This is a genomic window from Sulfitobacter sp. M39, from assembly GCF_021735935.1.
Taxonomy (GTDB): Bacteria; Pseudomonadota; Alphaproteobacteria; order Rhodobacterales; family Rhodobacteraceae; genus Sulfitobacter.
Map to the genome: position 1 here is coordinate 1,212,038 of NZ_WMDZ01000001.1, position 24,703 is coordinate 1,236,740.

The 24,703-nt window shown below is 51.3% G+C and carries 17 protein-coding genes and 1 pseudogene; 7 read left to right on the top strand and 11 right to left on the bottom strand.

The genetic code is table 11. From position 1 onward, the window contains the following. Position 1 precedes the first annotated feature (1 nt). The 9 genes and pseudogenes from GLP43_RS05905 to GLP43_RS05945 form a co-directional block, all read right to left on the bottom strand. Positions 2-427: a nuclear transport factor 2 family protein gene (locus GLP43_RS05905; protein ID WP_237278576.1), complete on the bottom strand. Its 426-nt coding sequence runs from the start codon at positions 425-427 to the stop codon at positions 2-4. Between the two features lie 16 nt (positions 428-443). Further along, a pseudogene (locus tag GLP43_RS05910) lies at positions 444-1,049 on the bottom strand (amidohydrolase family protein); the annotation flags it as partial. Positions 1,050-1,131: 82 nt separating this feature from the next. Then, a complete protein-coding gene (gene istB, locus GLP43_RS05915; protein WP_237278124.1) occupies positions 1,132-1,923 on the bottom strand; it encodes an IS21-like element helper ATPase IstB in 792 nt (263 codons plus the stop codon). Continuing rightward, on the bottom strand, positions 1,913-3,442 hold the full coding sequence (gene istA, locus GLP43_RS05920) for an IS21 family transposase (RefSeq protein ID WP_237278577.1): 1,530 nt from the start codon (positions 3,440-3,442) through the stop codon (positions 1,913-1,915). Before istA ends, istB begins: the two co-directional genes overlap by 11 nt. 1,055 nt (positions 3,443-4,497) lie before the next feature. Further along, positions 4,498-6,357 carry a type IV secretory system conjugative DNA transfer family protein gene (locus tag GLP43_RS05925; RefSeq protein ID WP_237278578.1) on the bottom strand — a complete coding sequence of 620 codons (1,860 nt, stop codon included), beginning with the start codon at positions 6,355-6,357 and terminating at the stop codon, positions 4,498-4,500. Positions 6,358-6,388: 31 nt separating this feature from the next. Next, positions 6,389-8,311: a hypothetical protein gene (locus GLP43_RS05930; protein ID WP_237278579.1), complete on the bottom strand. Its 1,923-nt coding sequence runs from the start codon at positions 8,309-8,311 to the stop codon at positions 6,389-6,391. A 1,578-nt stretch (positions 8,312-9,889) separates the two neighbouring features. Beyond that, positions 9,890-10,570, bottom strand: a complete 681-nt coding sequence (locus GLP43_RS05935; RefSeq protein WP_237278580.1) for a DUF5655 domain-containing protein — start codon at positions 10,568-10,570, stop codon at positions 9,890-9,892. Between the two features lie 786 nt (positions 10,571-11,356). Beyond that, positions 11,357-12,244: an alpha/beta fold hydrolase gene (locus GLP43_RS05940; RefSeq protein ID WP_237278581.1), complete on the bottom strand. Its 888-nt coding sequence runs from the start codon at positions 12,242-12,244 to the stop codon at positions 11,357-11,359. Between the two features lie 178 nt (positions 12,245-12,422). After that, the gene (locus GLP43_RS05945; RefSeq protein WP_237278582.1) at positions 12,423-13,406 is read right to left on the bottom strand and encodes an AraC family transcriptional regulator; all 984 of its coding nucleotides are present in this window, start codon (positions 13,404-13,406) and stop codon (positions 12,423-12,425) included. Between the two features lie 406 nt (positions 13,407-13,812). Between GLP43_RS05945 and GLP43_RS05950 the strand changes: the two genes are divergently transcribed. From GLP43_RS05950 to GLP43_RS05980, 7 genes are read left to right on the top strand one after another with little or no spacing between them, the layout of a single operon-like run. Continuing rightward, positions 13,813-14,892 carry a transporter substrate-binding protein gene (locus GLP43_RS05950; protein WP_237278583.1) on the top strand — a complete coding sequence of 360 codons (1,080 nt, stop codon included), beginning with the start codon at positions 13,813-13,815 and terminating at the stop codon, positions 14,890-14,892. Then, entirely contained in the window at positions 14,889-15,488 is a 600-nt protein-coding gene (locus GLP43_RS05955) for an ANTAR domain-containing response regulator (protein WP_093734507.1), read from the top strand. The genes GLP43_RS05950 and GLP43_RS05955 overlap by 4 nt, the downstream gene beginning before the upstream one ends. Continuing rightward, positions 15,475-16,359, top strand: a complete 885-nt coding sequence (locus GLP43_RS05960; RefSeq protein WP_093734506.1) for an ABC transporter permease — start codon at positions 15,475-15,477, stop codon at positions 16,357-16,359. Before GLP43_RS05955 ends, GLP43_RS05960 begins: the two co-directional genes overlap by 14 nt. Further along, on the top strand, positions 16,359-17,279 hold the full coding sequence (locus GLP43_RS05965) for an ABC transporter permease (RefSeq protein ID WP_093734505.1): 921 nt from the start codon (positions 16,359-16,361) through the stop codon (positions 17,277-17,279). Before GLP43_RS05960 ends, GLP43_RS05965 begins: the two co-directional genes overlap by 1 nt. 29 nt (positions 17,280-17,308) lie before the next feature. After that, positions 17,309-18,949, top strand: a complete 1,641-nt coding sequence (locus tag GLP43_RS05970; RefSeq protein ID WP_237278584.1) for an ABC transporter substrate-binding protein — start codon at positions 17,309-17,311, stop codon at positions 18,947-18,949. Next, the gene (locus tag GLP43_RS05975; RefSeq protein WP_237278585.1) at positions 18,939-19,886 is read left to right on the top strand and encodes an acetamidase/formamidase family protein; all 948 of its coding nucleotides are present in this window, start codon (positions 18,939-18,941) and stop codon (positions 19,884-19,886) included. Before GLP43_RS05970 ends, GLP43_RS05975 begins: the two co-directional genes overlap by 11 nt. Further along, complete coding sequence (locus GLP43_RS05980) at positions 19,883-21,661, top strand: ABC transporter ATP-binding protein (protein ID WP_093734502.1); 1,779 nt, start codon at positions 19,883-19,885, stop codon at positions 21,659-21,661. Before GLP43_RS05975 ends, GLP43_RS05980 begins: the two co-directional genes overlap by 4 nt. Before the next feature lie 291 nt (positions 21,662-21,952). On the opposite strand, the gene GLP43_RS05985 is transcribed toward GLP43_RS05980, so the two are convergent. Together GLP43_RS05985 and GLP43_RS05990 are read right to left on the bottom strand one after the other, a co-directional pair. Next, positions 21,953-22,375 (bottom strand): hypothetical protein, encoded by a 423-nt coding sequence (locus GLP43_RS05985; RefSeq protein ID WP_237278586.1) that lies wholly within the window; start codon positions 22,373-22,375, stop codon positions 21,953-21,955. Positions 22,376-23,184: 809 nt separating this feature from the next. Further along, entirely contained in the window at positions 23,185-24,489 is a 1,305-nt protein-coding gene (locus GLP43_RS05990; protein ID WP_237278587.1) for a hypothetical protein, read from the bottom strand. Between the last annotated feature and the right edge of the window lie 214 nt (positions 24,490-24,703).

Consider the following 24,703-nt stretch of genomic DNA (forward strand, 5'->3'; position numbering starts at 1 on the left):
TTCAGAGTTCCGCTTCCGCTAAGCCAGCCTTGTGCAATATTATTTCGGCACTGTCGTTCCAGACGTCGGTGCTGACAATCTTGCCGTGGCGAACAACGAACTTATCCAAATATCGGTTCGTTTCGAATGTGGTCCCGTCCTTCCACGCCCCGTAAAGATAGCCGGTGTTGTAGACATGGACGTCCCCTGTCGCCTCGTCGAGGGCGGCGTCGGTGCGTAGGAACTTCTTCTTGACCCAGTCATATCGTTTTGCATTGAACGCGGCGCTCTCTGCGGGGCCAGCGAAGATGCGTCCCCCGGTAAACACCAATTTGAAATTGTCACTGACATAGGCTGCGGCCCCTTCAGGATCGGGCACCATCGACCGTTCAAGATAGCTTTCCACAATTGCTTTTGCTGTGGCTACAGGGTTTGTTTGCTGGGTCATGGCGGTAACTTTCATCTTAATTGGGGTAGGGGGGCGCGCAGGTCGCGCGGCAGAAGCTTTGCACGACAGCGGATGCAGCTGCGTTCATCAAACGTGTTTGAGCGTTTGTCTCATCCAGCCGTGTAGCGGCATCCGCGGCGCGTTCGGCAAGGCTTGGTTCGTCGAGGGTCAGCACGCGGTCATTTGCGAATACATATTCACCCGCTATCATCACTTCACGCAAGCCAGCACCGTTTTCGGCAAACACAATCTGGTCAAGCGGGGTACGCAGCGGCGTATAGTGGCAATAGCCCGAATCCAGAAACAGCATGTCTGCGGCCCAGCCTTCGGCGATCATACCAACATTCGTAAGTCCCATAATGCGTGCGCTGCCTGTCGTTGCCATGGCAAAAGCATCACGGGTGGATATCCATTCTGTGCTGTCGCTTGCCTGTGCCCGACTTAGCGTCGCCGCAAGGCGCATGGCTTCGAACATGGATTGACCGTCACTGGTATTCGAAGCATCCGTTCCGACCCCCAGAGACACACCGCTGTCCATAAGCATTCTTACGGGTGCAATACCTGAACCAAGCCGCAGGTTACTAAGGGGGTTGTGGCAGATACAGGCGTCGTGGGCCGCAAGGAGGTCGGCTGTTGATTGTCACTGATAACTGACCCGGCATTGTCACTGAGACTTGACCCACCCAGTTATTATGTTCTTTGCTTTATGATGGCGTCAATGCCGCTTTCTCCTTTCGTTTTTGTTTGGCTGTCGCCGAGCTGGCCTTGAACCGATAGCTGTCATTGCCGGTCTCGAGAATGTGGCAACGATGTGTGAGGCGGTCGAGGAGCGCGGTGGTCATCTTGGCATCACCGAACACGCTGGCCCATTCGCTAAAGCTCAGGTTGGTTGTGATAACGACGCTGGTGCGCTCGTAGAGTTTACTCAGAAGGTGGAACAGCAGCGCGCCACCCGAAGCGCTGAACGGCAAATATCCCAGCTCATCCAAGATCACCAAATCGGCTTTCACCAGCGCCTCGGCGATCTTTCCTGCCTTGCCTTGGGCCTTTTCCTGCTCCAACGCATTGACCAACTCGACCGTGGAGAAGAAGCGCACACGCTTGCGATGATGCTCGATTGCTTGAATGCCGAGGGCGGTAGCGACATGCGATTTTCCCGTTCCAGGGCCTCCGATCAGCACTACATTCTCAGCCGCCTCCATGAACTCGCATCGATGAAGTTGACGGACCAAAGCTTCACGGACTTCGCTGGCGCTAAAGTCGAAGCCAGAGATGTCTTTGTATGCCGGAAAGCGTGCTGCCTTCATGTGGTAGGCGATGGAACGCACCTCACGTTCAGCTATTTCGGCCTTAAGCAGCTGCGACAACATGGGGATCGCTGCATCGAAAGCGGGCGATCCCTGCTCATGCAGGTCCTGCACGGCCTGTGCCATGCCCGGCATCTTCAGGCTGCGCATCATAATGACGATGGCAGCGCCTGCGGGATCATGACGCATGACGTGTTCCTCCTGTAGTGCGTAGCCCGTCATATCGTGCGACATTGGCCTCGGGCTCCTTATTCAAAGAAAGGGCCGCAGGCGGGGTCACATCGGGCTGGTCTATCGGTGCGCCATCCACCAGCCTGTGAAGTAGGTTCAAGACATGGGTTTTTGTTGGTACGCCCGCATCCAGCGCCATTTCCACCGCGCAAAGCACGGCCTGTTCGTCATGGTGGAGCACCAAGGACAGAACGTCGACCATCTCGCGGTCACCACCTGGCCTACGCAACATATGATCCTGCAGCTTCCGGAACCCTTCTGGCATCTCAACGAAGGGCGCCCCGTTGCGCAGCGCGCCGGGTTTGCGTTGAACCACCGCCAGATAATGGTGCCAGTCATAAATAACGCGCCCTGGCTGACGGTGTGAGCGTTCAATAATGCGCTCATGCGTGCAGACCACATGGCCTTCGGCGACGATGACCAGCCGTTCAGGATAGATGCGGAGACTGACAGGGCGGTTCGCAAAGCTGGCAGGCACTGAGTAGCGATTACGGTCGAATGCTATCAGACAAGTGGGGGATACCCGCTTGCTCTGCTCGACAAAGCCGTCAAACATTGTGGGCAGTGGCATCAGCGCGGCCTTCTCGGCGTCCCAGACATCCGCAATATTGCCAGGCAATCTGCCATGCGGTGTCTCGGCCCACAGAAGCTTGCAGCGCTCCTCCAGCCATTCATTCAGCGCATTGAGGTTCGGAAAGGCGGGCATGAGTTGCCAAAGCCGATGGCGGGCGTCGCGCACATTCTTCTCAACCTGACCTTTCTCCCACCCTGCCGCGGGATTGCAGAACTCAGGGTCAAAGACATAATGGCTGGTCATCGCAAGGAACCGTGCGTTTACATCGCGCTTCTTTCCGACGCCAATCCGGTCGACGGCTGTCTTCATGTTGTCATAGACGCCACGCCCCGGAACACCCTCAAACACTCGAAAGCCATGCCAGTGGGCATCGAACAGCATCTCATGCGTTTGCAGCCGATAGGCCCGGACCAGAAATGCGCGGCTGTGAGACAGCTTGATATGGGCGACCTGAAGCTTGAGGCGTTCGCCCCCGACATAGGCCCAGTCCTCGCTCCAGTCGAATTGGAACGCCTCGCCTGGCTGAAAGACCAACGGCACGAAAACACCACGGTCAGTCGTATGTTGAGCACGCTGTCGTTCGCCCTTCCAGTTCCGCACGAAGGCCGCGACACGCTCATATGAACCATCAAAACCGAGCTGAACCAGATCCGCATGCATCTGCTTGGCCGTTCGCCGTTCCTTCCGTGATTTACGCTGCTCAGACAGCAACCAGCCTGTCAGCTTATCAGCATAAGGGTCCAACTTGCTCGGTCGGTTCAAAATCTGGAACTCGGGCTCAACTATCCCTGTCCGCAGATACTTCTTGATCGTGTTGCGAGACACCCCTGTCCGGCGCGCAATCTCGCGGATGGGCATCTTGTCTCGCAGAGCCCATTTCCGAATAATCCTCAGAAATCCCATGTCTAACACTCCAATAGCTCCCAGCTGATTCAAGCAGGGGCAAGGTTGCACATGGGTCAATTCTCAATGACAATTTCTACAGTTGCCGGGTCAGTTCTCGGTGACAATCAACAGTTAGGATCTACTCGCTAGATCAGGGGCGCGTAACTCCGGACCGATTGAAGGAGTTGATCATCGAAGCCCATAGAGGGTCCAAGGCAATCAGCGATGGGGCTAGAGCCGCTGCTGCTGAACGTCGTGCCAAGGGTCAGTTGCTGGGCAATCGTTCCACCTTACACATCGCTCAGCGCAATGGGTGTGTGCGCAACAAGGCAAGGGCAGATAAGAAGGTGCATGACCTTGCTGAAATCTTCCGGTCTCATTCTCGGTTGCTTTCTCTCACCCACCGGGAGCTCAGTTTAACGCTCAATAGCATGGGTTTCTTGAACCAGATCAACGGTTCGGAGAGGGTCCACTGGACGAAGGGCTCGATCCGGACTCCTCGTGCTAAAGCCTTCCAAATATTAGCAAGAATTTAGTCCCGCAGGGTAGGATCTATGTCTTACCACTCCGGCGCTGTAGCACGCCGGGGTGGCCCCATGGCCCCAGATGAAATTTAACACTGAAAACGCCGTATCGCAAGTCAGGCAACCGTGCGGCACTCTCTGAGTGAAGGGCAAGCAAACGTGTCAAAACGGTTCGTATAGATCGCGATCACCGGCAATGCTACGCCAGTGCACCTGCCGCAAGCTCTTGGCGATCTGGGGTGACTGTGCCTCACGACAAACATGATACGCGCAGTAGGGCGTGTCCACAAGTCCCGATCCCCTGAAAGCCAACAGACGATAGCTGTTCCCATTGAACCAGGGGGGGGGGGGGAGGCAAGCTGAGTTACTCCCAATTTACTGGACAGGATCTAGCGTAAATTAAGCTACTATTTAAACCTGCTGATCGGGGTGGGTTGTTTCCATTCGCTGCCAGGGGCGAAATGCGGGCGTCCTTGATACACTGATCGAGAGCTTCAACGGCAGCCTGAGAGAGGAGCTGATGAAAGAAGAGTGCCTAAATAGGTTAGTTTAAGCTTTAGCATCTTTAAGAAGTTTCTTCTTGCGACGAATTTCAACACTGAATTGCCTAACCTGTTTCTCTTCGATTGTTCGATCAGGCTGCGGCTCAGGTTTGGATACAAAGGGTGTCGTTTGAATCATTGGGTTCGTTGAAAAAATTCCAGAGAATGCTGGGTCAGAATAATATATCGGTTTTCTCGCGATTACGGGTTCGTCTCCATATACTGAGAGTAGCATTTCATCTTTTTCCAGATCCAGCACCGTAGATGCTGGAACCATGAATATGTCTTCCATCGCGTTCGCCATCATTGGTGTGGCACATCCAAATGCCTGAAACACTTTACAGTTGTTGATAATAGTCGGCCAAACATTTGGATAAGCTGTCTGAAGTTGAGATAGATCTTGCCAGAATGACCACACTTGCACCCCGTATCCTCGGAGAAGCGTTTTAGCTGCAACAAATTCATCAACATAACCAAGTTGTGCTACTTCATCCATCAGAAATAAAGTCGATTTTTCCGGGCGCGACTTCCGCGTTACCAAAACGTTAATCAGTCCTTTGAAAAGCGTAGATAAAAGTTGAGAGTGCGTCGCTAAGCGGTGCGGAGGAAAGACTAAGTATACTGAAGTCCCCACCCCCTCGCGGAATTTATCCAGATCCAAGCTGGAGTTAGAGATAGTTTTGCGAATACCAGCAGAGTTGAGGTAGCCCAGCCCATTGTGGAGAACTGTGATCATGCTTCCCCAAGTTTTGTCTGGTGTTCCTGAGATCATCGCCGAAACTCGTTCGGTTAAATCCCGACGCGAGCTCATCATGCGTAATATCGCAACGGGATAAGAGATATCATATGTATCTCCGGCCGAAAGGAAACGTTTCACTCTCTTCTGAATGCTTGCCTGTTGAAAAGCTGCGGGAAATGAAGCCCTAGCTTCCGCTAGCAATATTTCCATGGTTCGGTCATCTGGATCCGACGCGCAAAACGAGCGGATAGCAGTGGCAAAGTCTTGATTTGCAATCTCTACTTCTTTGTCAGTGAAACCGAATAGTGCGTCCGTCTCATTATCGCACATCAACTCTTGTTGCACTGCTGTTATTACATGAGATGTAGTTAATTCGCCGGATTGCAGCGCTTGATGCTGACGGTAAGCTTCTTCAACCTGCCATGGGTGGAGAGAAAACCTAGATATAACTTGTTGAAATTCAGCATTTTCCTCAACCCTCTTCTCCAAAGGACTTTGTTTCGACACAAGACTATTACGCTCCTGCGGAAAGCAAAACAAATCATCCAACAGGTCGTGAATGGTCCCGCCATCAGGATCATTGGCATAGAAGTCTATTAGGCCTGCAAGAATGCTTGTTGCTGACATATCCCAAAATGGATCGGCGCTACCTCCCCTAGAGCTTTGCATTAACATCCCTGCCAAAGCTTGGGCTGAAGTGGGATCGCTGTCGGCGAGATACGGGAGGAGATCGAAGACATTAATCCCTCCAGCTTCACAGCCTTCCACAGGCATAGAACTAACAACCCCGAAGGGATCAATAAGACATATATCTTGACCTAGTTCATTACGCCTCGCCGCAGTAACAGCGAAATTTTCCCCCTTGGGGTCAATAATAACAAGATCTCCCTGATGCCTTAGAGCGGCTGGGATTACACACGCAACACCTTTTCCTGCTCCGGTAGGTGCGATCGTGATTAGGTGCCCCTCACCATGAAAGATGTATGGATCTAGAAACCCATTTTGGGGAGTGAAATCGTCATTGCCAAAACTAAAGCCGAACGGAGTTTTTTTGTGTTGCTCTTCAAGGGAATACCCGACAAGGAGACCAGGTTCTTCGATCTTGGGTGGAAGGAGGTTCTTAGGCATGTGGTGGATGACTCACACTGAAATAATGAAATTAGGTTGAAAATGGATCTTGCTCCCAGTTTGGACTCAGATGCCATCCATTTGGCTTTCGACTAGAGTATACATTCTCACCAGCCTCGATCGGCACGGGGAATACGTCCGAAGACACGACTGCTTGCTGTCCGTTAAAGTCTGAAAACAGATCTGGGGCGCGGTTGGGTTCATTTGCGTCAGATGAACCTGATTGAGTTTCTTCTTCCGGACTCACTATTTCATGGGCATTCCATGGAGCAGACTTTCCGCCACTGGACTCTGAAGCAGAGTATATCGAATTTACTAGCGTTGCCTCCCGAGCCGGTGCGATCAGCTCCTGAGTGTAAAAGCCTAATCTAGAGGGAACAACACTAATAAAATCAGATCGTTCTTGGCTAGCTTGGAAGTCTTTCGGTAAATCTTTAGGTGTAATAGAATTCTCCAAGATATCTGTTAGCTCCTTCGGATATAATCGCGCTAAGTCGTAAAGAAACGCCAGGCCGATATTTATTCGCCATTTCTCTCGAGCATGATGTTTAGGGAAAGAGCTGACCAAAAGAGCTGTGTCGGGGGCAATAATCATTCCAGCCACCAAATTTCTTAACTTCGCATGCCAGGCCCCATTGGCAGCTGCATGTCTGAATAACACCATCTCGGCTCTGACATGCTTTGAAAATGCACCTGGGCCGAAATTCTTTGCTATGGCTTCAGATAGCTTTTCAATTGATTCCAATACTTCTTTTTCGGTGTCCCGATTAACAGAAATTTTACCTACTTCTTCCGCATAGTCAATTGCTGATTCGTCAAAATCCTCTAAAAGGCAATTTAGATTGTTTTCTGCTCTCTTGAGGCTCTTACTTGCGGTTTGCCAAGTGAGTGGGTTCTCAGTATCCCTATCAAGCTCCGCAAGATCGCCACTCAATTCGCTAATTTGGTCTATCGCTTCACGAATTGCTTTAAACTCTTCGCCTGCACTGGTTTTAATCGCCAATAGTTGCTCAGTGATCTCACGTAGTTCGTGTTCAAAAGCCTCTGTTGCCGCATTCAAACCATTGACCTGCGAGCGAAACCCTTGTTTCAGTTGCGAAAATTGGGCGGTTAATACAGAAAGCACCTCGCGCTCACAAATACTTTGAATGTCTTTCATTGTGTGATCGTCTTGAAGTGATGCTCTGACTTTTGCTGAAATATCCGTAAAGTTGTCGTGATTTAAGTTGTTGTTCCGTGTATACCTATACAGTCCGAATACGCGAGCCAAGTGGAGAGTAAGTGATCTATTTGAGGGTCCGGACTCTTTGTCATCTGACGCAGCATATTTAGTGTCCCATAACGCTTGGAGATTAATGCCGCCCGTCGGTGCTGCTCCAGACCTATCGACTGCTTCCCAAAGGTTTTGCTGCGCCCTTTGAAAAGCCTGCGAATATTTTTGGTCCGTTTCAGTTTGGAAGCCTAGCGGAGCTCCAACTCCTTCGTCTATCCTTTTAAGGAGTTGCCAGGCCGTATGATCGACGAAATCTTCTGCAATTTGAAATATATCTTCAATACGGCCTTGAAGATCGCGGTGGCTCTCAAGGTCCTGTTTGGCGACCTGAAAAAAACGTCTTTTTGCTGAATTTTCCTCATATGAAATTGCATTATTGTTTGCTGATGTCTGTGCCCGATAAGCTGCCTGGGCAACCAGTGTAGCAGCGAACGCACCAGCGAGGGCCACCGCTACTCCCATCGCTTTTTCTGATGCATCCAGCTCAAGACGGCCAAGATATGATATTAATCCGGTCTCTGGAGCCTTATCAAACAAAGTTGCTACTAAGAAAAAGGCTGCGATACCTAAAGATGTTATGCAAAGCAGTAGAAATAGGGTGTCACGATATTCTTTAGGCTTATAGCGGCCGACCTCATTTGTTGTAACTGAGGCCGATTTTTTATTTCTTTTGGACGTCACGAGGTATCTCTTTATTATCTGGATGCCAAGCTAATAGGGAGGGCTATTCCAATAGTGAATTACTCACACGTTTTGGTTGATCTCTTTATGGCAGTCAAGTTTTAATCGTTATACTGTTTTCGAAAATCTTAATTTATTTTTAACGGTGAGGGGGGGGGCTAACGGACGGTCCTCCGCTGCATTGCTGCTTCCTAAATTGTCGAAACCTATGTCATTGTGTGGGTCGTTTAAGTTTATGAGTTTATTTCTCTATTGTGCAGACGGCGTAGTTTTATGTGCGCCGCACTCCTGACCTTTTAGGTGCGCGGCTGATATTTAAAGCATAATGATAAGAATCGCCGGTTCCCATTGGAAATTCGCAGCACATTGGATCTAAAGGCAAAAGCGCCGAAGCTTCTGTTTCGCAGCGTTGATCAATTCGGCAGCCTTTAATCTGATATGTTAAAGGTGCGAGGCGTTAATTGTAGACCCTATAATATATGCGCGGAAGGAGAGCCCTGAAATTGCGCAAATAAGCGTTGTAGTAGTGCGAATTGCGTCGATCGGAAGTGCCCCTTCCGCTTGTGCACAAGCCACTGTAGCTCGCTGATGGGCACCGCTGTGGGTTCGTCCTCAGGCCTCGTAGCATTTGACATCACCGATTGAGTAGTCTTGGCAGCAGTCTAATAGGCTCCGCAAGGTTAACGCTATCATTGTGTAACCTGTAAGTGTTGGGGCCATGGGGCCGGAGTGTCTCGCTCACTTTTTCCTGAATCAGGCGCGTGATCACGCGCGCCTCTCTAGTCTAGGCGATCAATCGCATCTGGTTGCAAATATCGAGGAAGATGTCGATGTTTCTGGTGTGGTAACCCACTCTTCAAATACCGCACCGACGAGTGCTTCGCAGGAATAGAGCGAGTTGATGCCAAACAGAGCCGCGCTGCTGTCTCTGGCAGAAGCCTGCCATTCGACGACCGGCTGACATGATCACGCACTTTGCACCGTCCAGACTATAACAATTACTCATGCTGTTCTCTATTCCGATAGCTTTCATGCCCCCGATAGGAAGCATATTATTTTAATTGTGTTGTAGGATGTCGTTTGTTGGTGCTTCTTCGCCATGGAGGGCATGTCAGTCAAGGGGAGCTGATCCATGCCTGATATGCATTACAATGTAAGTAAGAGTTTAAGTGTTTGTATTGTATGTGAATAATAGATTTATGCCTTGCTTTGATGTGATGTATGAACAAGCCTTATGCGATGTTATTGCAAACCTAGGAGCCAGGAGCATGAAACACTATGATGAAGAGCCAGATGATATTCCGGATGCGGATAGAGCTCCTGTAGAGAGTGAGGATCCTGGACCCAATGACCTTCAACATGCCACGGCCATGGCATAGACAATTTAAGCTCAGAGCCGTAGAGCGTGGCATAAGCATGAAGGCGCTTATGCTGGAAATCGTTGCTGAATGGTAGGAAAAACAGGCAAAGAAATGACGCTCCGAGGAAAGCGATGGGAAAGCTAAGCTGGTCCAGTGCAACGCTTCACCGGTGCTATAGAAAAAAGGAGGCAAACTAACTAGATTTCAGCCGAGTCCGCTATGCGCTTTCATAGCTTTGCTCGATAAGCGGCATAGCCTTCTCCATATCGCTGAGCGATCGGACCGTTACTTCGAGATCACCAGTTCCAAAATGGCCAATTTTCCGAACATTACGGGTAAACCCGTCGATCAACTCTACAGTGTCAGGGTTCATTTTTAAATAAAGCACGACCTTCTTGTCTTGGTTCTTCACTTCAACACAGGCAAAATTCTTGATCCGCTCGAAGGCAAAATAATTCTTTAAAGTCTTGTGCTGCACGCCGTCGCCCAATCCCATCAGATAGTCCTTCGACGCCAGATAGAGGTCTGTCAGGCCAGTGTCGGCCTTGGAGGGATAATCCGTGACAGTGATATACTTCGCCTTCGCAGCGGCTGAATTGTTGCCAGTGACGGTGGTTGCCGCAGTTGACAGCGATACCGCCGCATTGATCTGTTCTAGCAGCAGAAGGTCATCACCAAACCTCACATAGCGGAGCAGGTCTATATTGCGGTTCATCTGCTTGATGGCATGCTCATCAAACTTACTGAAATCCCCGGCTATGCAGATCAGGCGAGGGGAGGACCATTCAACAGATTGTGCGGCCTCAACCCCAAATGTCTTAAGCACCAACATCTCGAAATCACCGCGATGGGTCACCAGCCAATCCAGATAGAGCAGACCCTGATTGATGACCTTCATATTGGTTGAGCGTTTGTATTCGATGATGACTGGGAAACGGTTTTAGTCCAGCGCAAGGGTGTCCGTGCGCCCGCCATGCTAAGTGCCAGTCGAGAACTCTGACGCCAAGAACCGGACACCGAGCAAGGTCTCCAGATTTTTCTCTATCAATGTGTGAAGTGATTTCTCTAGCGTGAGACCTGTGCTGAGCACTTCGCTCGCATTGTTGTTAACCAAGCGAAACAATTTCCAGGTCACTCATGCTCAAATCCTTGATCGAAGAAATAGGGCCGTCAAATTATGGGGACATCAAAGAATCAACGATGTCGGCTCATAGCCTGATTCTCAGGCCACCCAAATCGAGTCTTAGTATAAAGGAGGGAAAACCATTGAAGTAAGGAAGGTTACCATGAGCAAAAAAACTGTAACACACAACTGCCACGCATGTCACACATGCTATGCGGTAAGTTCTTGAAAGTATTCAATTTGGTGTGTTGGCTGGGATGGTAGGATTTTCTGCCATAATATCAGTACCTTGATAACATTTGAAAGTTTGTCCGGTTTGTCTTCTTGAGAATAGGTTTGAGTCGAATATGTGTCGCAGTCAAGCGTGTTGGAGATGGCCGGAGACTTCGATCCAGAGCGGATTTGGCAGTAATAAAGCCAAAACCTTTAAGCTCACACAAAGTTTGGTGCGCAAATCCATCTGAATGAATGGCTCTGCGCACCTTCGTATGGTTTCAATCGGGCTCAATCACGTGTGTCGGTGGCATGACCGATAACAACATTCGGTGTCGTGGTGAAACTTTACGACCATTTACTAATGAATGATCGCGCGAGCTCGTTCACCTCTTCAGGGTGCGACGCGCTCAGAAAATGCTGGCCACCTTCGATGACTGTTAGTTTAGCGTCCTCGGACTTGGTAAACTTAGATACCCCAAGTTCAGCGTTCTTAACCGAATAGACCTGGTCCGCTGTTCCGTGCGCCCACGCAACCGGACATCTAATATAATCAAGGCGACCATACAGACCATCTCGGTCGCGAAGATTTATAGCACACATTCTCAATCGCTTGCGTCCATCATCACCAGCGTAGTTTTCTTTCAGGGTCTTGTGCCAAAAGGCTCGCTCATCGTCTGAGACGTCAGGTCCGAAACCTGCAGCCAATAACGCGTCGCAAAACTCGTCTGCAGGCTCCCAGCTCTCATCGACCGGGTCGGCAAGTGCATCAACAAGGGGGCTGTTGAATTCAGACCCATTCCAGCAGCCCAAAGATTGGCTCTGCTGGCTTTCATAGTCCATTGAAGTACCTAAAGGTATTATCCCTTTTATCTTCGCTGGTGCCAGCATGGCCATGCGTGCGGCAACCCATCCACCTTGTGACGTGCCTAAAACGAATGCCGACGAAACGTTTAACTTGTCCATTGCCTGTAAGTTAGCAATCGCGGAATCCCAGTAGGTAAACTGTTCGGAACGCGTTCGAGTTTTACCGTGCCCGTACAATTCAAATGACACCAGGTTTGCCGTGTCAGATAGCGCACTGTCTGAAAACTGGGGTCGATAGAGCTGACTTGATGTCGCAAACGAATTCACCATTACCAATGTCGGACGGGAGGGATCGAAGTCCTCCCCAAAGCAATAGCCTATCTCTGACCCCCCGAGATGTGCGACGCTTACCGTTTCAACGTTCTTCATACTTTCCTCCACAGATTATACGCAAATGCATGAAGGCAGGTTTAGAGCCCGCATGCTTTGCTGAGGATACGCATAGAAGGCAGAGCTGGCCTGTCTCGACTTGCCTAATAGTGTGCAAGGGTTGCGCAATATGACGCAATTTGCGGATTTTAAGGTTTAAGCATGTTCGAGAGTTGCATTAGTTGCGTGTTCGCTGACGATAAATCGAAGGAGATATTCCACACAGCTTTCTGAACGCGCGCGCAAAGTTGGCACCAGACGAATAGCCGACATTTTCTGCAATGTCGTCGATCGACATGATAGTATGCTCTAAGAGGTGCTTAGCTTTGCTCAAGCGCATTTGACTGAGGTGTAACATAGGCGATGACCCCGTCGAAAGCTTAAATGCCCGCGCAAAGTGGAACATGCTCAGGCAAGATACTTCGGCCAAGTCGCTAAGGGAAATGTCTTCAGATAGGTTTTCCGTCATGAACTCGACCACACGCTTCAATCGCATCGGATCAAGGCCCTTGGCGTTTTGGGAGCTAATGTAGGCATCAGAGCGCGCCCAATCGTCGGCTCGGGTGTGCCGCTGCAATATCCGAGCCGAAAGCGCTAAACTCAATGTATCGAATACGATCCGGTTGCTTTTTGTACTTGCCTGCAACTCCTCAGCAATTGCCAACCCGATCTGATGAATTAGCGGATCGAATATGCCTCCAGTGTAAACAAGCCCTGCGTCTTCGGCATTCGTATCTTGATCGTTTAGACCGCCAGAGACGTCCTTAGCTAAATAGAGATGAAGCATATCCAGGCTATCTCCATTAATATTGAGGTAGCGAACTGATACACCTTTTGGGCAAATGCAGGATACACCGGCTCGAGACTCAAATCGCTGTTCAGCGCCATCCGCACGGCGCCTGATTTCGGCACTGCCAGCTAAGGCAATGGCTACTTCGTTGATAGGCTGGATGAAGGACGCTCCGCTCAACGAATTATGGCGCCGTAGCTCTGCATTGACGGTACCTCCCCAGCCCAAGCCTTTTGATGAAGCGAGCAAGAGGCTCCCCGCGTCTTCGTACTTTTTGCCCAATACTGTATTGATCGCTGCGCCAGTATGCTGCCTACCATCTTCCCGTATCGGAATCGGCAATATCTGCGTAGGTGGTTCACCTTCAAGCAATGCTTCTCTCCCCTCATGAGTGCGGTTTCTCCCAAAGCCGCTTTAATACAGTCCTTCCGGTCACGTCGCATTGTCAATGGGACAGGGTTTGAGCCGCTTATGTTGCCAGGTAAATCGGGGTCGCCGTTTGTGCGCACTGCAGGGTTTTTTGCGCTACTTACGTTATCTGGCCTACCGAGATACGCGTGGCAGTAAACTTGAGCACAAATTTTAGGCAGTCAATCAGGTTCGCCAGACTTTTTGTCACATATTTTCGAAAATAAATTGCGCCAGACCCGACTCTGGGGCATTTAAATTAGGTGATCTTAAGTCAGATCATGCTTGGGCAATAACCAGGCAAGGGCATTCGGGCCTCGACAGAAGCAACTAAGGGTTGCTGTGTCGGGGCTTTTTTTATGGGGAAACCATGTCTAAGACATTCGATCTCGGTGTATTGTACTCACGTTCAGGCACGTATCAGCTGTTGTCTGAGGCGTTGTTCACCGGCGCAATGTCGGCGATTGAAAGTGTTAACGCCAACCATGATTTGCCGGTTTCTTTTAACCCTATCGTCCGGGACCCAGCAGGGGAACTGACCAACTACGCCCCAATGTGCGCGGAAATCCTATCCAGTTCTAATGCGAAGCATGTGGTTGGCTGCGTCACTTCCTCAAGCCGCAAAGAAGTTATTCCTGAGCTCGATCGCGCACAGGCAACCCTATGGTACAACGTGCCCTATGAGGGGTTCGAGACGTCAGCACGCGTTGTCTACTCCCATGCTGCTACTAACCAGAACATTCTGCCGCTGCTTGGCTGGGCAACGCGTCACTTCGGTATGTCGGTCTACCTTGTTGGATCCAATTACATTTGGGGGTGGGAAACGTGCAGAGTAATGCGCACGCGGCTTGAAGCTGCGGACGGTTCTGTATTGGGCGAACGTTACCTGCCGCTTGGCGATACATCCGTAGAAAGCTTGATCGAGGATATCGAAAAAAGTCGCCCGAAATTCATCTTGAACTCACTTGTAGGAGCCTCCTCATACGCTTTCATCAAAGCCTATGCTGAACTGGGGCAACGTGACCCATATTTCGCATCTGACAACTGCCCGTTGCTATCGTGTAATCTAACAGAAGCTGAACTTCCTGTACTCGGCAACGCAGCAGAGGGATTGATTTCGGTCGGTCCATCATTCCGTAAGAACCCCACATCTAACGGGGAGGGCTCTTCCTTAGAGCGTACTGCTTTTCAGTCTGTGCTGACTTTGGCTGAAGCTCTTGCGCACGGTGCAAGTGGACCGTTCGACAGCTATTTGGCGCAACATGGAGCCCGCTACGGAATTGATCCCGCGACACAACATAAGTCGCTCGATGTGCATATCGCGCAGGTTCGAAACAGCGCTTTTAAAATTCTGCACAGTTGGTCGGATATTGCACCCGACCCGTATCTCACCCGACCATCGAGACACCCTAAGTTTAGCGATCCGATGCTGAAGGTCGTGCAAGCATGAGCACACAAATTGATATTGCGGGGTTAGAAGGGGCTCGTGCAATTGTTTTGCACCCAGCGCATGACCGTCTACAAATATTGCTGCGTCAATTGCGGGCCATCGGTCTTGAGGCGGAAACCGCTTGGCCAAAGCTGCCTGCTTCCGCGATCACAGCCGATTTCATTCTTTACGACACGGATGCAGGCCATGATGCTCAATTTCCCTGGGCGTCGGGGCAGTCGCCTATGCCCATGATTGCACTCGTCGGATCTGAAGCGCCGGGGCGGATCGAATGGGCATCCAAGACAGGGGCCGATGCATTGCTGGTCAAGCCGCTGGCTGCGAGTGGCGTTTTTGCGTCTCTTTTAATGGCGCGGCAATCGTTCGAAAGACGAAAAGCATTGTTGGCTGAAATTGGTGCCCTGCGGGATCGCGTGTCAGCGCGGCAGACGATTGTTCAAGCCGTAAGCCTATTAGCGAAAAAAACGGGCTCTGAAGAGACCGCATACGACGACCTACGCCAACTCGCGATGGCATGGAAAATGACAATGGAGGACGCAGCGGTGCAGATCGTTAAGCATTCGGAGACGACAGGAGCTAACCGTGGCATTTGCTGAGGCGACACCTGCACTTTTGCCACCTACGGTTTGGCAGCGATTGAAGAAGCGTAAGCTTGCTCTGTTTGGCATGGCATTAATTGCTTTGACCATCTTTGGTGCTCTGTTCGCACCGTACCTCACTCCATATGAGCCAAACGATCAGATGTTTGATGGTCTCACGATGCAAGGCGCACCGATGGCACCTGGGGCGCAGTTTGCACTGGGAACCGATCTGCTTGGTCGGGATTTGTTGACGCGCATCTTATACGGCGCACGCACCTCGCTAATTATTGGTGTTTTGGCGAATGGAGTCGCCCTGATTATCGGAACTTTTATCGGTGTCACTGCGGGCTATTTCGGGGGAATTTGGGGCAACATCCTCATGAGGTTCACCGACCTCATGATGGCGTTCCCTGCGCTTTTGCTGGCAATTTGCCTCGCGGCGATATTCCAACCGTCATTGTGGATCGTTGCTATGGTTATTGCCACAGTGAACTGGGTACAAACCGCACGGGTGCTTTATGCCGAGACTGCAAGCCTGTCGCAGCGTGAGTTTATAGCTGCAGAGCGTACTTTAGGCGCAGGAAATGTTCGCATCTTATTCAAGCACATTCTGCCACACCTTACACCTACAATAATTGTCTGGGGTACACTGGGCATCTCGACCACGGTGCTGCTTGAGGCGACGCTTAGCTTTCTTGGGGTAGGGGTCCAGCCTCCCACACCGAGCTGGGGCAATATCATCTTCGAGAACCAAACATACTTTCAAGCGGCTCCCTGGCTTGTGTTTTTCCCCGGCGTGGCAATCGTTACTTTAGCCTTGGCCTTCAATCTTGTGGGTGACGCGCTGCGTGATGTGCTGGACCCTACACAACGGGGGCGCGCATAATGTTGGCCTTTATCACCAAGCGTCTTATCCAGTCCTGCCTTATACTGCTGGGCGTCTCTTTCATCACCTTCGCACTTTTGTACCTCTTTCCTGCAGATCCAGTGCGTCAGATTGCCGGTCGTTCAGCGACACCGGAAACTGTCGCCAACATTCGGGCTCAACTTGGTTTAGATCAGCCGTTTATCATCCAATACGCGCGGTATCTGGGCAATCTACTTCAGGGTGATCTGGGACGGTCTTATTTGCAAAAGACCGAAGTCAGTACGCTTATAGCAGCTCGGTTGCCTGCGTCGCTCCTTCTGATGTTGGGAGCCATCGTTTGTGAACTGATCTTGGGTATCACCATGGGAGTCGTCGCGGCTCTGCGACGAGGGACGGCTACCGATAACACCCTAATGATGGCGAGCTTTATCGGCGTATCTGCACCGCAGTTCGTTGTTGGCCTACTGATGCTTTATGTATTTGCGGTCCAGTTGCATTGGTTCCCCATCGGTGGCTACGGCACATTTGCACATCTGGTTTTGCCATCGATCACCTTAGGGATCCTTGGCTCGGGCTGGTACAGCCGCATGATGCGATCTTCGATGATTGATGTACTACGACAGGATTTTATTCGTACAGCACGCGCTAAAGGGTTGAGCCGTATACGGGTTTTGATGCGTCACGCTTTGCCAAATGCCGTTCTGCCGATCATCGCGATGATCGGGATCGACGTCGGCATCTTTATGGGCGGTATCGTTGTCGTTGAATCTGTTTTCGGATGGCCGGGCATCGGACAGCTTGCATGGCAGGCGATCCAGCGCGTGGACATACCAATCATCATGGGCGTCACGCTGGTATCAGCTTGCGCCATCGTTATTGGCAATCTGGTCGCAGATATTGCGTCCCTGTTCGCCGACCCGCGGATCAAGGTCCGCTAATAAAACCTACCCAACAGGAGTAACTTACAATGAAAAAACTACTCACAACCTCGGCACTGGTTGCAGCCATTGCTCTGCCCCAGATAGCAGCTGCCGATGCTCATTCCGATCTTGATCCGAACGCTAAATCTGGTGGCAACATCACGGTGACCTATAAGGACGACGTGGCCACCTTGGACCCTGCTATCGGGTATGACTGGCAGAACTGGTCTATGATCAAGTCTCTGTATGATGGGCTTATGGATTATGAACCGGGCACAACCGAACTGCGCCCCGGACTTGCCGAAAGCTATGACATCTCGGAAGATGGCAAGGTTTTCACTTTCAAACTTCGCGAAGGAGTGAAGTTCCACAACGGTCGCGTGATGACGGCTGATGACGTGAAATACTCGCTCGATCGCGTAACTAATCCGGCGACCCAAAGCCCTGGCGCGGGCTTCTTTGGATCGATCGAAGGATATGACGCTGTGTCCTCGGGCGAAGCAACTGAACTGTCTGGCGTTAAGGTGTTGGACGAGCAAACAGTAGAGATCACTCTGTCACGGCCGGATGCGACGTTTCTGCACGTTATGGGGCTGAATTTCGCTTCTGTAGTGGCCAAGGAAGCGGTCGAAGCCGCGGGTGCCGATTTTGGCAAAACAGCGATGGGTACAGGTGCATTTAAATTGGCAGACTGGACGATCGGTCAGAAGTTGGTTTTCGAAAAAAATCAGGATTACTGGCGCGAAGGACTGCCCTATCTGGATAGCGTCACTTTCGAGGTGGGCCAGGAGCCGATTGTCGCATTGCTACGTCTTCAAAATGGCGAAGTCGACGTACCTGGGGACGGTATTCCACCAGCGAAATTCCAAGAGGTCATGGGTGATCCCGAACAAGCAGCGCGCGTAATCGAGGGCGGGCAGCTTCACACCGGCTATATTACCCTCAACGTTAAGATGGCGCCTTTTGACAATGTCGACGTGCGCAAAGCCGTCAATATGGCGATCAACAAAGAGCGCATTACCCAAGTCATCAACGGGCGTGCGGTTCCAGCAACACAACCGCTTCCACCTTCGATGCCCGGATACACAGAAGGGTATGAAGGTTATCCCTACGATCCCGAAGCTGCAAAAGCACTCTTGGCCGAAGCTGGGTTCTCTGATGGTTTCGAGACAGAACTGTTTGTCATGAATACCGACCCGAACCCGCGCATCGCTCAAGCGATCCAGCAGGACCTCTCGAAAATCGGTGTGAAAGCAACTATCCAGTCCCTCGCGCAAGCCAGCGTTATTGCCGCTGGCGGTGAAGCCGATCAAGCACCTATGATATGGTCAGGTGGTATGGCGTGGATCGCGGATTTTCCAGATGCGTCAAACTTCTATGGTCCAATCCTGGGCTGCGACGGGGCTGTGCAGGGCGGTTGGAATTGGTCATGGTACTGTAATGCGGATGCAGATGCGATGGCAGTTAAAGCCGACAGCATGACAGATCCGGCTATGGTCGATGAGCGTCTGAAAATGTGGTCCGATGTCTATATGGCAGTCATGGAAGACGCGCCTTGGGTGCCCGTGTTTAACGAGCAGCGATACACCATGAAATCCGAGCGTATGGGCGGCGATGACAAACTCTACGTCGATCCAGTCTCTATCCCTGTTAACTATGACTATGTGTATGTAAACGATGTGCAATAAATGTCCTGACTATACTATTCACGGCGCGAGCCACCACTTTGGCTGGGACAACTCGTTTGTCCCAGCCATCACAGTGGCACCTGGTGAAACAATCGAATTCGAATGCCACGACAGCTCAGCGGGTCAACTGAATGCGGACAGTACCGTTGCCGATGTCGCGGCTATGGATTTTGGCAAGATCAACCCGGTGACGGGTCCCGTCTACGTGGACGGGGCAGAGCCCGGTGACGCGCTGAAAATCACCATCGAAGGGTTTAAACCTTCTGGCTTCGGTTGGACCGCAAATATACCCGGTTTCGGCTTGCTGGCAGATCAGTTTGAGGATCCGGCGCTAACAATCTGGAAGTATGATCCAGATACGCTGGACCCAGCTCTGTTTGGTAAAAACGGGCGCGTACCACTTAAGCCTTTCGCTGGTACCATTGGTTGCGCTCTCGCGGAACCAGGGTTGCATACAGTCGTCCCGCCTCGCCGTGTCGGTGGCAACCTTGATATCAGGGACTTGGCTGCGGGAACGACGTTGTACCTGCCTGTCGAAGTCGCTGGAGCACTGTTCTCCATCGGTGATACCCATGCGGCACAAGGCGATGGCGAAGTCTGCGGTACTGCGATTGAGAGCCCTATGAATGCCACAGTAACGCTCGACCTGATAAAAGACGCAAATCTCAAAATGCCGCGTTTTACAACACCGGGTCCTGTTACCAACCACCTGGATTCCAAGGGGTATGAGGTCACCACGGGTATTGGCCCAGACCTGATGACCGGCGCAAAAGAAGCGGTAAGCCAGATGGTCGATTTGTTATGCAAAACGCGAGGTCTATCAGCTGAAGATGCCTATATGCTGGTATCTACATGTGGCGATCTGCGTATTTCGGAGATTGTCGATATGCCAAACTGGATTGTGTCCTTCTACTTTCCGCGCTGCGTGTTCGAATGACGGTACCAGCACAAATTTCATCGGCGGCCTCTGTGGCTGCCGATGCCTGCACCCCGGTTTTGTCAGTACGGAACCTTGATATCTCGGTACGCAGCGATGCAGGTATACAACCGCTTGTACGGGGCCTCAGCTTCGATCTCAAACCAGGCGAGACGCTTGCCATCGCAGGTGAAAGCGGTTCGGGAAAGTCGCTCACCTCCTTAGCTATAATGGGTTTGCTGCCTCCACCTGCTGTCCACGTTTCGGGTGGCAAAATAGTGTTCGACGGCGCCGACCTCACTACTTTGCCCGAGCATAAGTTGCAGCGCCTGCGTGGCGATCGTATCGCTATGATTTTTCAAGAACCCATGACTGCGCTGAACCCAGTGATGCGTATCGGTGATCAACTAACCGAGGCTATTCGCGCGCACGAGCCCATGTCGGGACGGGCTGCACGTCTTCGTGCCTTAGAAGCGATCAAGGCCGTGCGGCTGACCGAACCAGAGCGCAGAATGAAACAATATCCGCATGAACTATCTGGCGGTATGCGCCAACGTGTCGTTATTGCTATGGCCATTGCACTTCGCCCAGATGTGATGATTGCAGACGAGCCGACAACTGCGCTGGATGTTACCGTGCAGCGTGAGGTTTTGGACCTGCTGCGCGTACTCACCTCAGAAATGGGTATGGCGTTAATTCTTATCACCCACGATATGGGCGTTGTCGCCGAGATGGCGGACCGAGTTTTGGTGATGCAAAAGGGTCAGTTGGTTGAGGAGGCCGCGGTGCGCACGCTATTTCGCGATCCCAAAATGCCTTATACTCAGCAACTGCTTTCCAGTGTTCCACGCATGGGGAAGGGACGCGTCAACACCGTTGATACCACGGTACAGCCCTTGCTTTCCGTGAGAGACCTCAAGGTCACCTATGATATTCGCGGTGGAATTTTGGATCGTGTTCAAGCGCGCGTCCACGCCGTGGAAAAAGTAAACTTTGATATCTTTCCCGGGGAGACTTTTGCCGTCGTGGGTGAAAGCGGATGTGGCAAGTCGACTATTGCACGTGCTTTGACTGGACTTGTCCCACACGAGGGGGTCGTCAAGTTTTCCGGCAAGCCCATCTTGCGCGACCGCTCCTCGCAGCGCACCAATACGCGCGCGATGCAGATGGTATTCCAAGATCCTATGGCAGCACTTAACGGTCGCATGACCGTGGGAGATCTGGTCAGAGAGCCGATGGTCATTCATGAGATCGGGACACCTCAAAGCCGAACAGATCGTGCAGCCGAGCTGTTTAAGCGCGTCGGTCTCGGCCCCGAAGCTCTCGATCGCTACCCCCATGAATTCTCAGGCGGACAACGTCAGCGTATTTGTATTGCGCGGGCATTAGCGTTGAATCCTAAGCTTATCGTTGCCGACGAAAGCGTCTCGGCTCTTGACGTTTCAGTTCAGGCAACGGTGTTGGACCTTTTACAGGAGCTCAAGTCTGAGTTGGGCATGTCCTATCTGTTTATCTCGCATGATATGGCAGTAGTTGAGAACATTGCTGATCGCGTGGCAGTTATGTATTTGGGGCAAATTGTCGAGATCGGTACCAGCGCTCAGGTATTCGGAAATCCTCAGCATCAATACACGCGACGTCTGATTGCGGCCGCACCATTTCCGGACCCGGAACGCCAGCTTCCGGTCAGCGAAGTGTTGGGAACCGAGCTCAAAAGCCCGGTAATGCCGATTGGCCAATCTCCACAGATTCTTAAGTATAGAGCCATGGGAGACGGGCATTTGGTCGCGGTTTAGCCTAATTTCGCGCGGGTTGAGCAATAAACGGTATCTGTCGCAACGCGCGGTCCTTTGTCGACTGGTGTCACTGCTCGACCGGAAGCTGCTTTAATGGCCAGCACCAATAGTACAACATACAAATATAAAAGGTTAAGATTGTCACTGAGGGAGTTCAGGCCGGCGTGTGACACTGTGATGTTTAATAAATCGTGTCACCCATTGTTCACGCCAGCAACATCTTTAATGACGCCGGAATTGTGGCCCCGTAGCATCCTGGGCAGCAGGATATCCTGCTGCCCCGCAACGTTATTAAAGACGCAGCTCGCTGATCATTTCGATGGCTGATTTTAGGTCGAGCGATGCTTTGAGTAACGAGCAAAACTTGCCCAGCGCACGACATTCATTGTCCAACAGTTCGATCTCGTAGGGGAGAACGGTTTCGTACCACCCTTCGTGAGGACACCCTTCCTGCCAGATCAGGCATCTCTCGCTACCATCAACGACCCAACGTTTTGCAACTTCCAGTATGGTCTCAGCTTCGGTCAGGCACTCGCGGGAATACCAGTCCCCGAAGTCCAGCCTACGATCCAGAATGAAGGCGCTTCTTCGTAGCATCGATGTCGAACGGCCATATGCCGCAATTGCAGAGAGCGAGGCCCGTGTCGATGCGATCTGGGTGTGCAAATTAAAAAGGGACTGTTCCAGATCCTGCTTAGCGTTAGAACTGATCATACTGCGTCCCTCACCAGTGGGAGATCTTCAGGCAACCCATATGGTATTGGCATATATAAACCTTGGCAATGACCCATGGCTAAGTACGGTTGATCGGGGCTGGGCAAGGCGAGACAGTGCAGGGTGTGGAGCCGCAAAGCCATCATCGAGCCACATGACCGCGATTTATCGTTCTGAAACCGAGGTGAAGGAGGTAGGGAGCCGAACAGTCCTGTCGGGCAGTCCATACTTGGGACAGATGTCCTCCTTTCGAGATTGAATTTAGGTGGTACCATAGCTGGATTAGGGGTGGGCCCCGCTTGGAGACAAGACGGAGTTAGGTGACGTGTGATTTGGTACATATGCGTACTCCCGCTATGCTCATCACGGGCTGTGACGAGATACAAGTTTGCAGCCTTTCCGTATTTTCTGCGTTGAATATTTCAGATGCCGTTTTGGTTTGTATGTTTTAGTTCCGGGGCAGAAACTCAAACAAGAAAACCAAATGGTATCGTATAGTGGCAGGTCCAAGCGTCTACTCTCCTCAGGGATAACCCGGCGGGCAGAGCCAGGTTCGGTCGTATCCGTTGCACACTGGAAAAGTGGTCTTCTGAAGTCAGTCGAGGGAATGGGCGAAGCCGAATGATATCTTTGTCCGGCCATATGGGCGTTGGTCGATACGGAGTGCGGCTAATCATCAGCAGGTGCGCTTTTCGTTCGTCTGACGGCCTGCCTATTGGTTCAGTAGTGCAAACCTCTCGCTCTGGTTCTTCACCCAGCCGTGAAGCTAATGGTTAAAACCCCTGAAGCGGGCACGGACCTGTCCGGTCTTAGTCATCTATCAAATCTTGCAAGGTTCCGGCCTTCCTGCGCACGTAGTACTGAGATCTTTTGAGACCGTATTTCAGCCAGGGCTGTGACCGAGAAGTATCGTTGTCATCGAGGTATTCCGCACGAGGCACGGCACCGTTTTGCTGACGGCGCTGCCTTTCGGCAGTCGCACGGCGACGCCTTTTTTCCTCTTGAGGGACAACTTGTTTCAGTCCAAGGCTACGGGCAGTTTTGGAGCTGATGCCCAAAGCTTCGGCTATCGTCTCGCCCTTGTAATAATATCGTCCGCCTGGAATCACTTTGTCGGAATACGGCAGTTTAGCCTTTTCCTCAGCTTGCTTGATGATCGCGTTCACTTCCCCAATGCTTAGACCAGGCGTGGCGATCTCGGCCATCTTCGCAATGTCCTGCCCAATAGTGCTGGTATCCTTGAAGTGGGTAAGACAGGTGGCATAGAAGTGCAGCCACACGTTTCTGTATCCCTCATCAATCACCCCCCCATTTGCGTTCCTATATTTTTCGAGGTCTTGCAGTATCACGCTAAATCGACGGGCCTGTGTAAGGCCTGCAGGCATGTTTGTCTCTGTCTTCGGTTTTGAGCTTTTCGGCTTGGTTTTTGCATTTAGGTCAGCTCGTTTGGGACGACCACATGCGACAAAGATCTGATCTGCCAATGTATCGAAAGAATGCCTCGCCCCAGAACCGCCAGTTACCTTGACCGTTCGGTTCACTTTCTCGTTCACTGATCCTGGTATGCGGAAAAGGCGGGACGTGTCTTTGGCTCTTTTATCAACTCCGAACGGTGTGCAGAGTCCAACCAAGGCTTCCATTGCGGCTTGCCACCGTGATAGGGCTTTCTTAGGGATTTCAGTGATAAGCCAAATTGCTGCGAGGCCACGTCCCGTTTGAGTAAAAATGGACGGGTAGGGCAGGCCAGCTTGCGACAGATGTGCAGTGAAAGCTACCTGTACCTCGTCAGCACTTTTGCCTCGCCACCTGCTTGTATCAAAATAGTCTAAGTCGAGATAAAGCGCGTTCAATGCGACCAAGTTTGAACCAGCTTTACTACCATCTTTGAACCGATTCAGCGTTAGAAAACAGCTTTCATCCAAATAAGCGTGCATCTGCAATCTGCATTGATCACGATTCAGCGAAAAACTTTTATACGTGTTGTCACGAAACTTAACCAAAACCTTTGGCTGACCATGCGTCCCCTCTGGGTGGAGTAGATCGAAGTATTCCTCACCAGAAAGATTGAAAATACGGTCGAGCGGGGCAAATTCTTGCGGGGATACATGTTGCATCCCAGGGAACTGGTTTCAGGTGCCAAATCTGAAAAATAGTTTGAGTAAAGTTTTGTGGACCTGGCAAACCGACGAGAGGATGTGTTTGGCGAGTTCCGGCTCTGCAAGCGCGGATCTGTTGACCTACTTACAAACTTACTTACCTAAAAAAGTTACAAATGACTTACTTACTAACTTACCCACTGAGAAACCTCTGGCCGAGGGGTGAAAATAG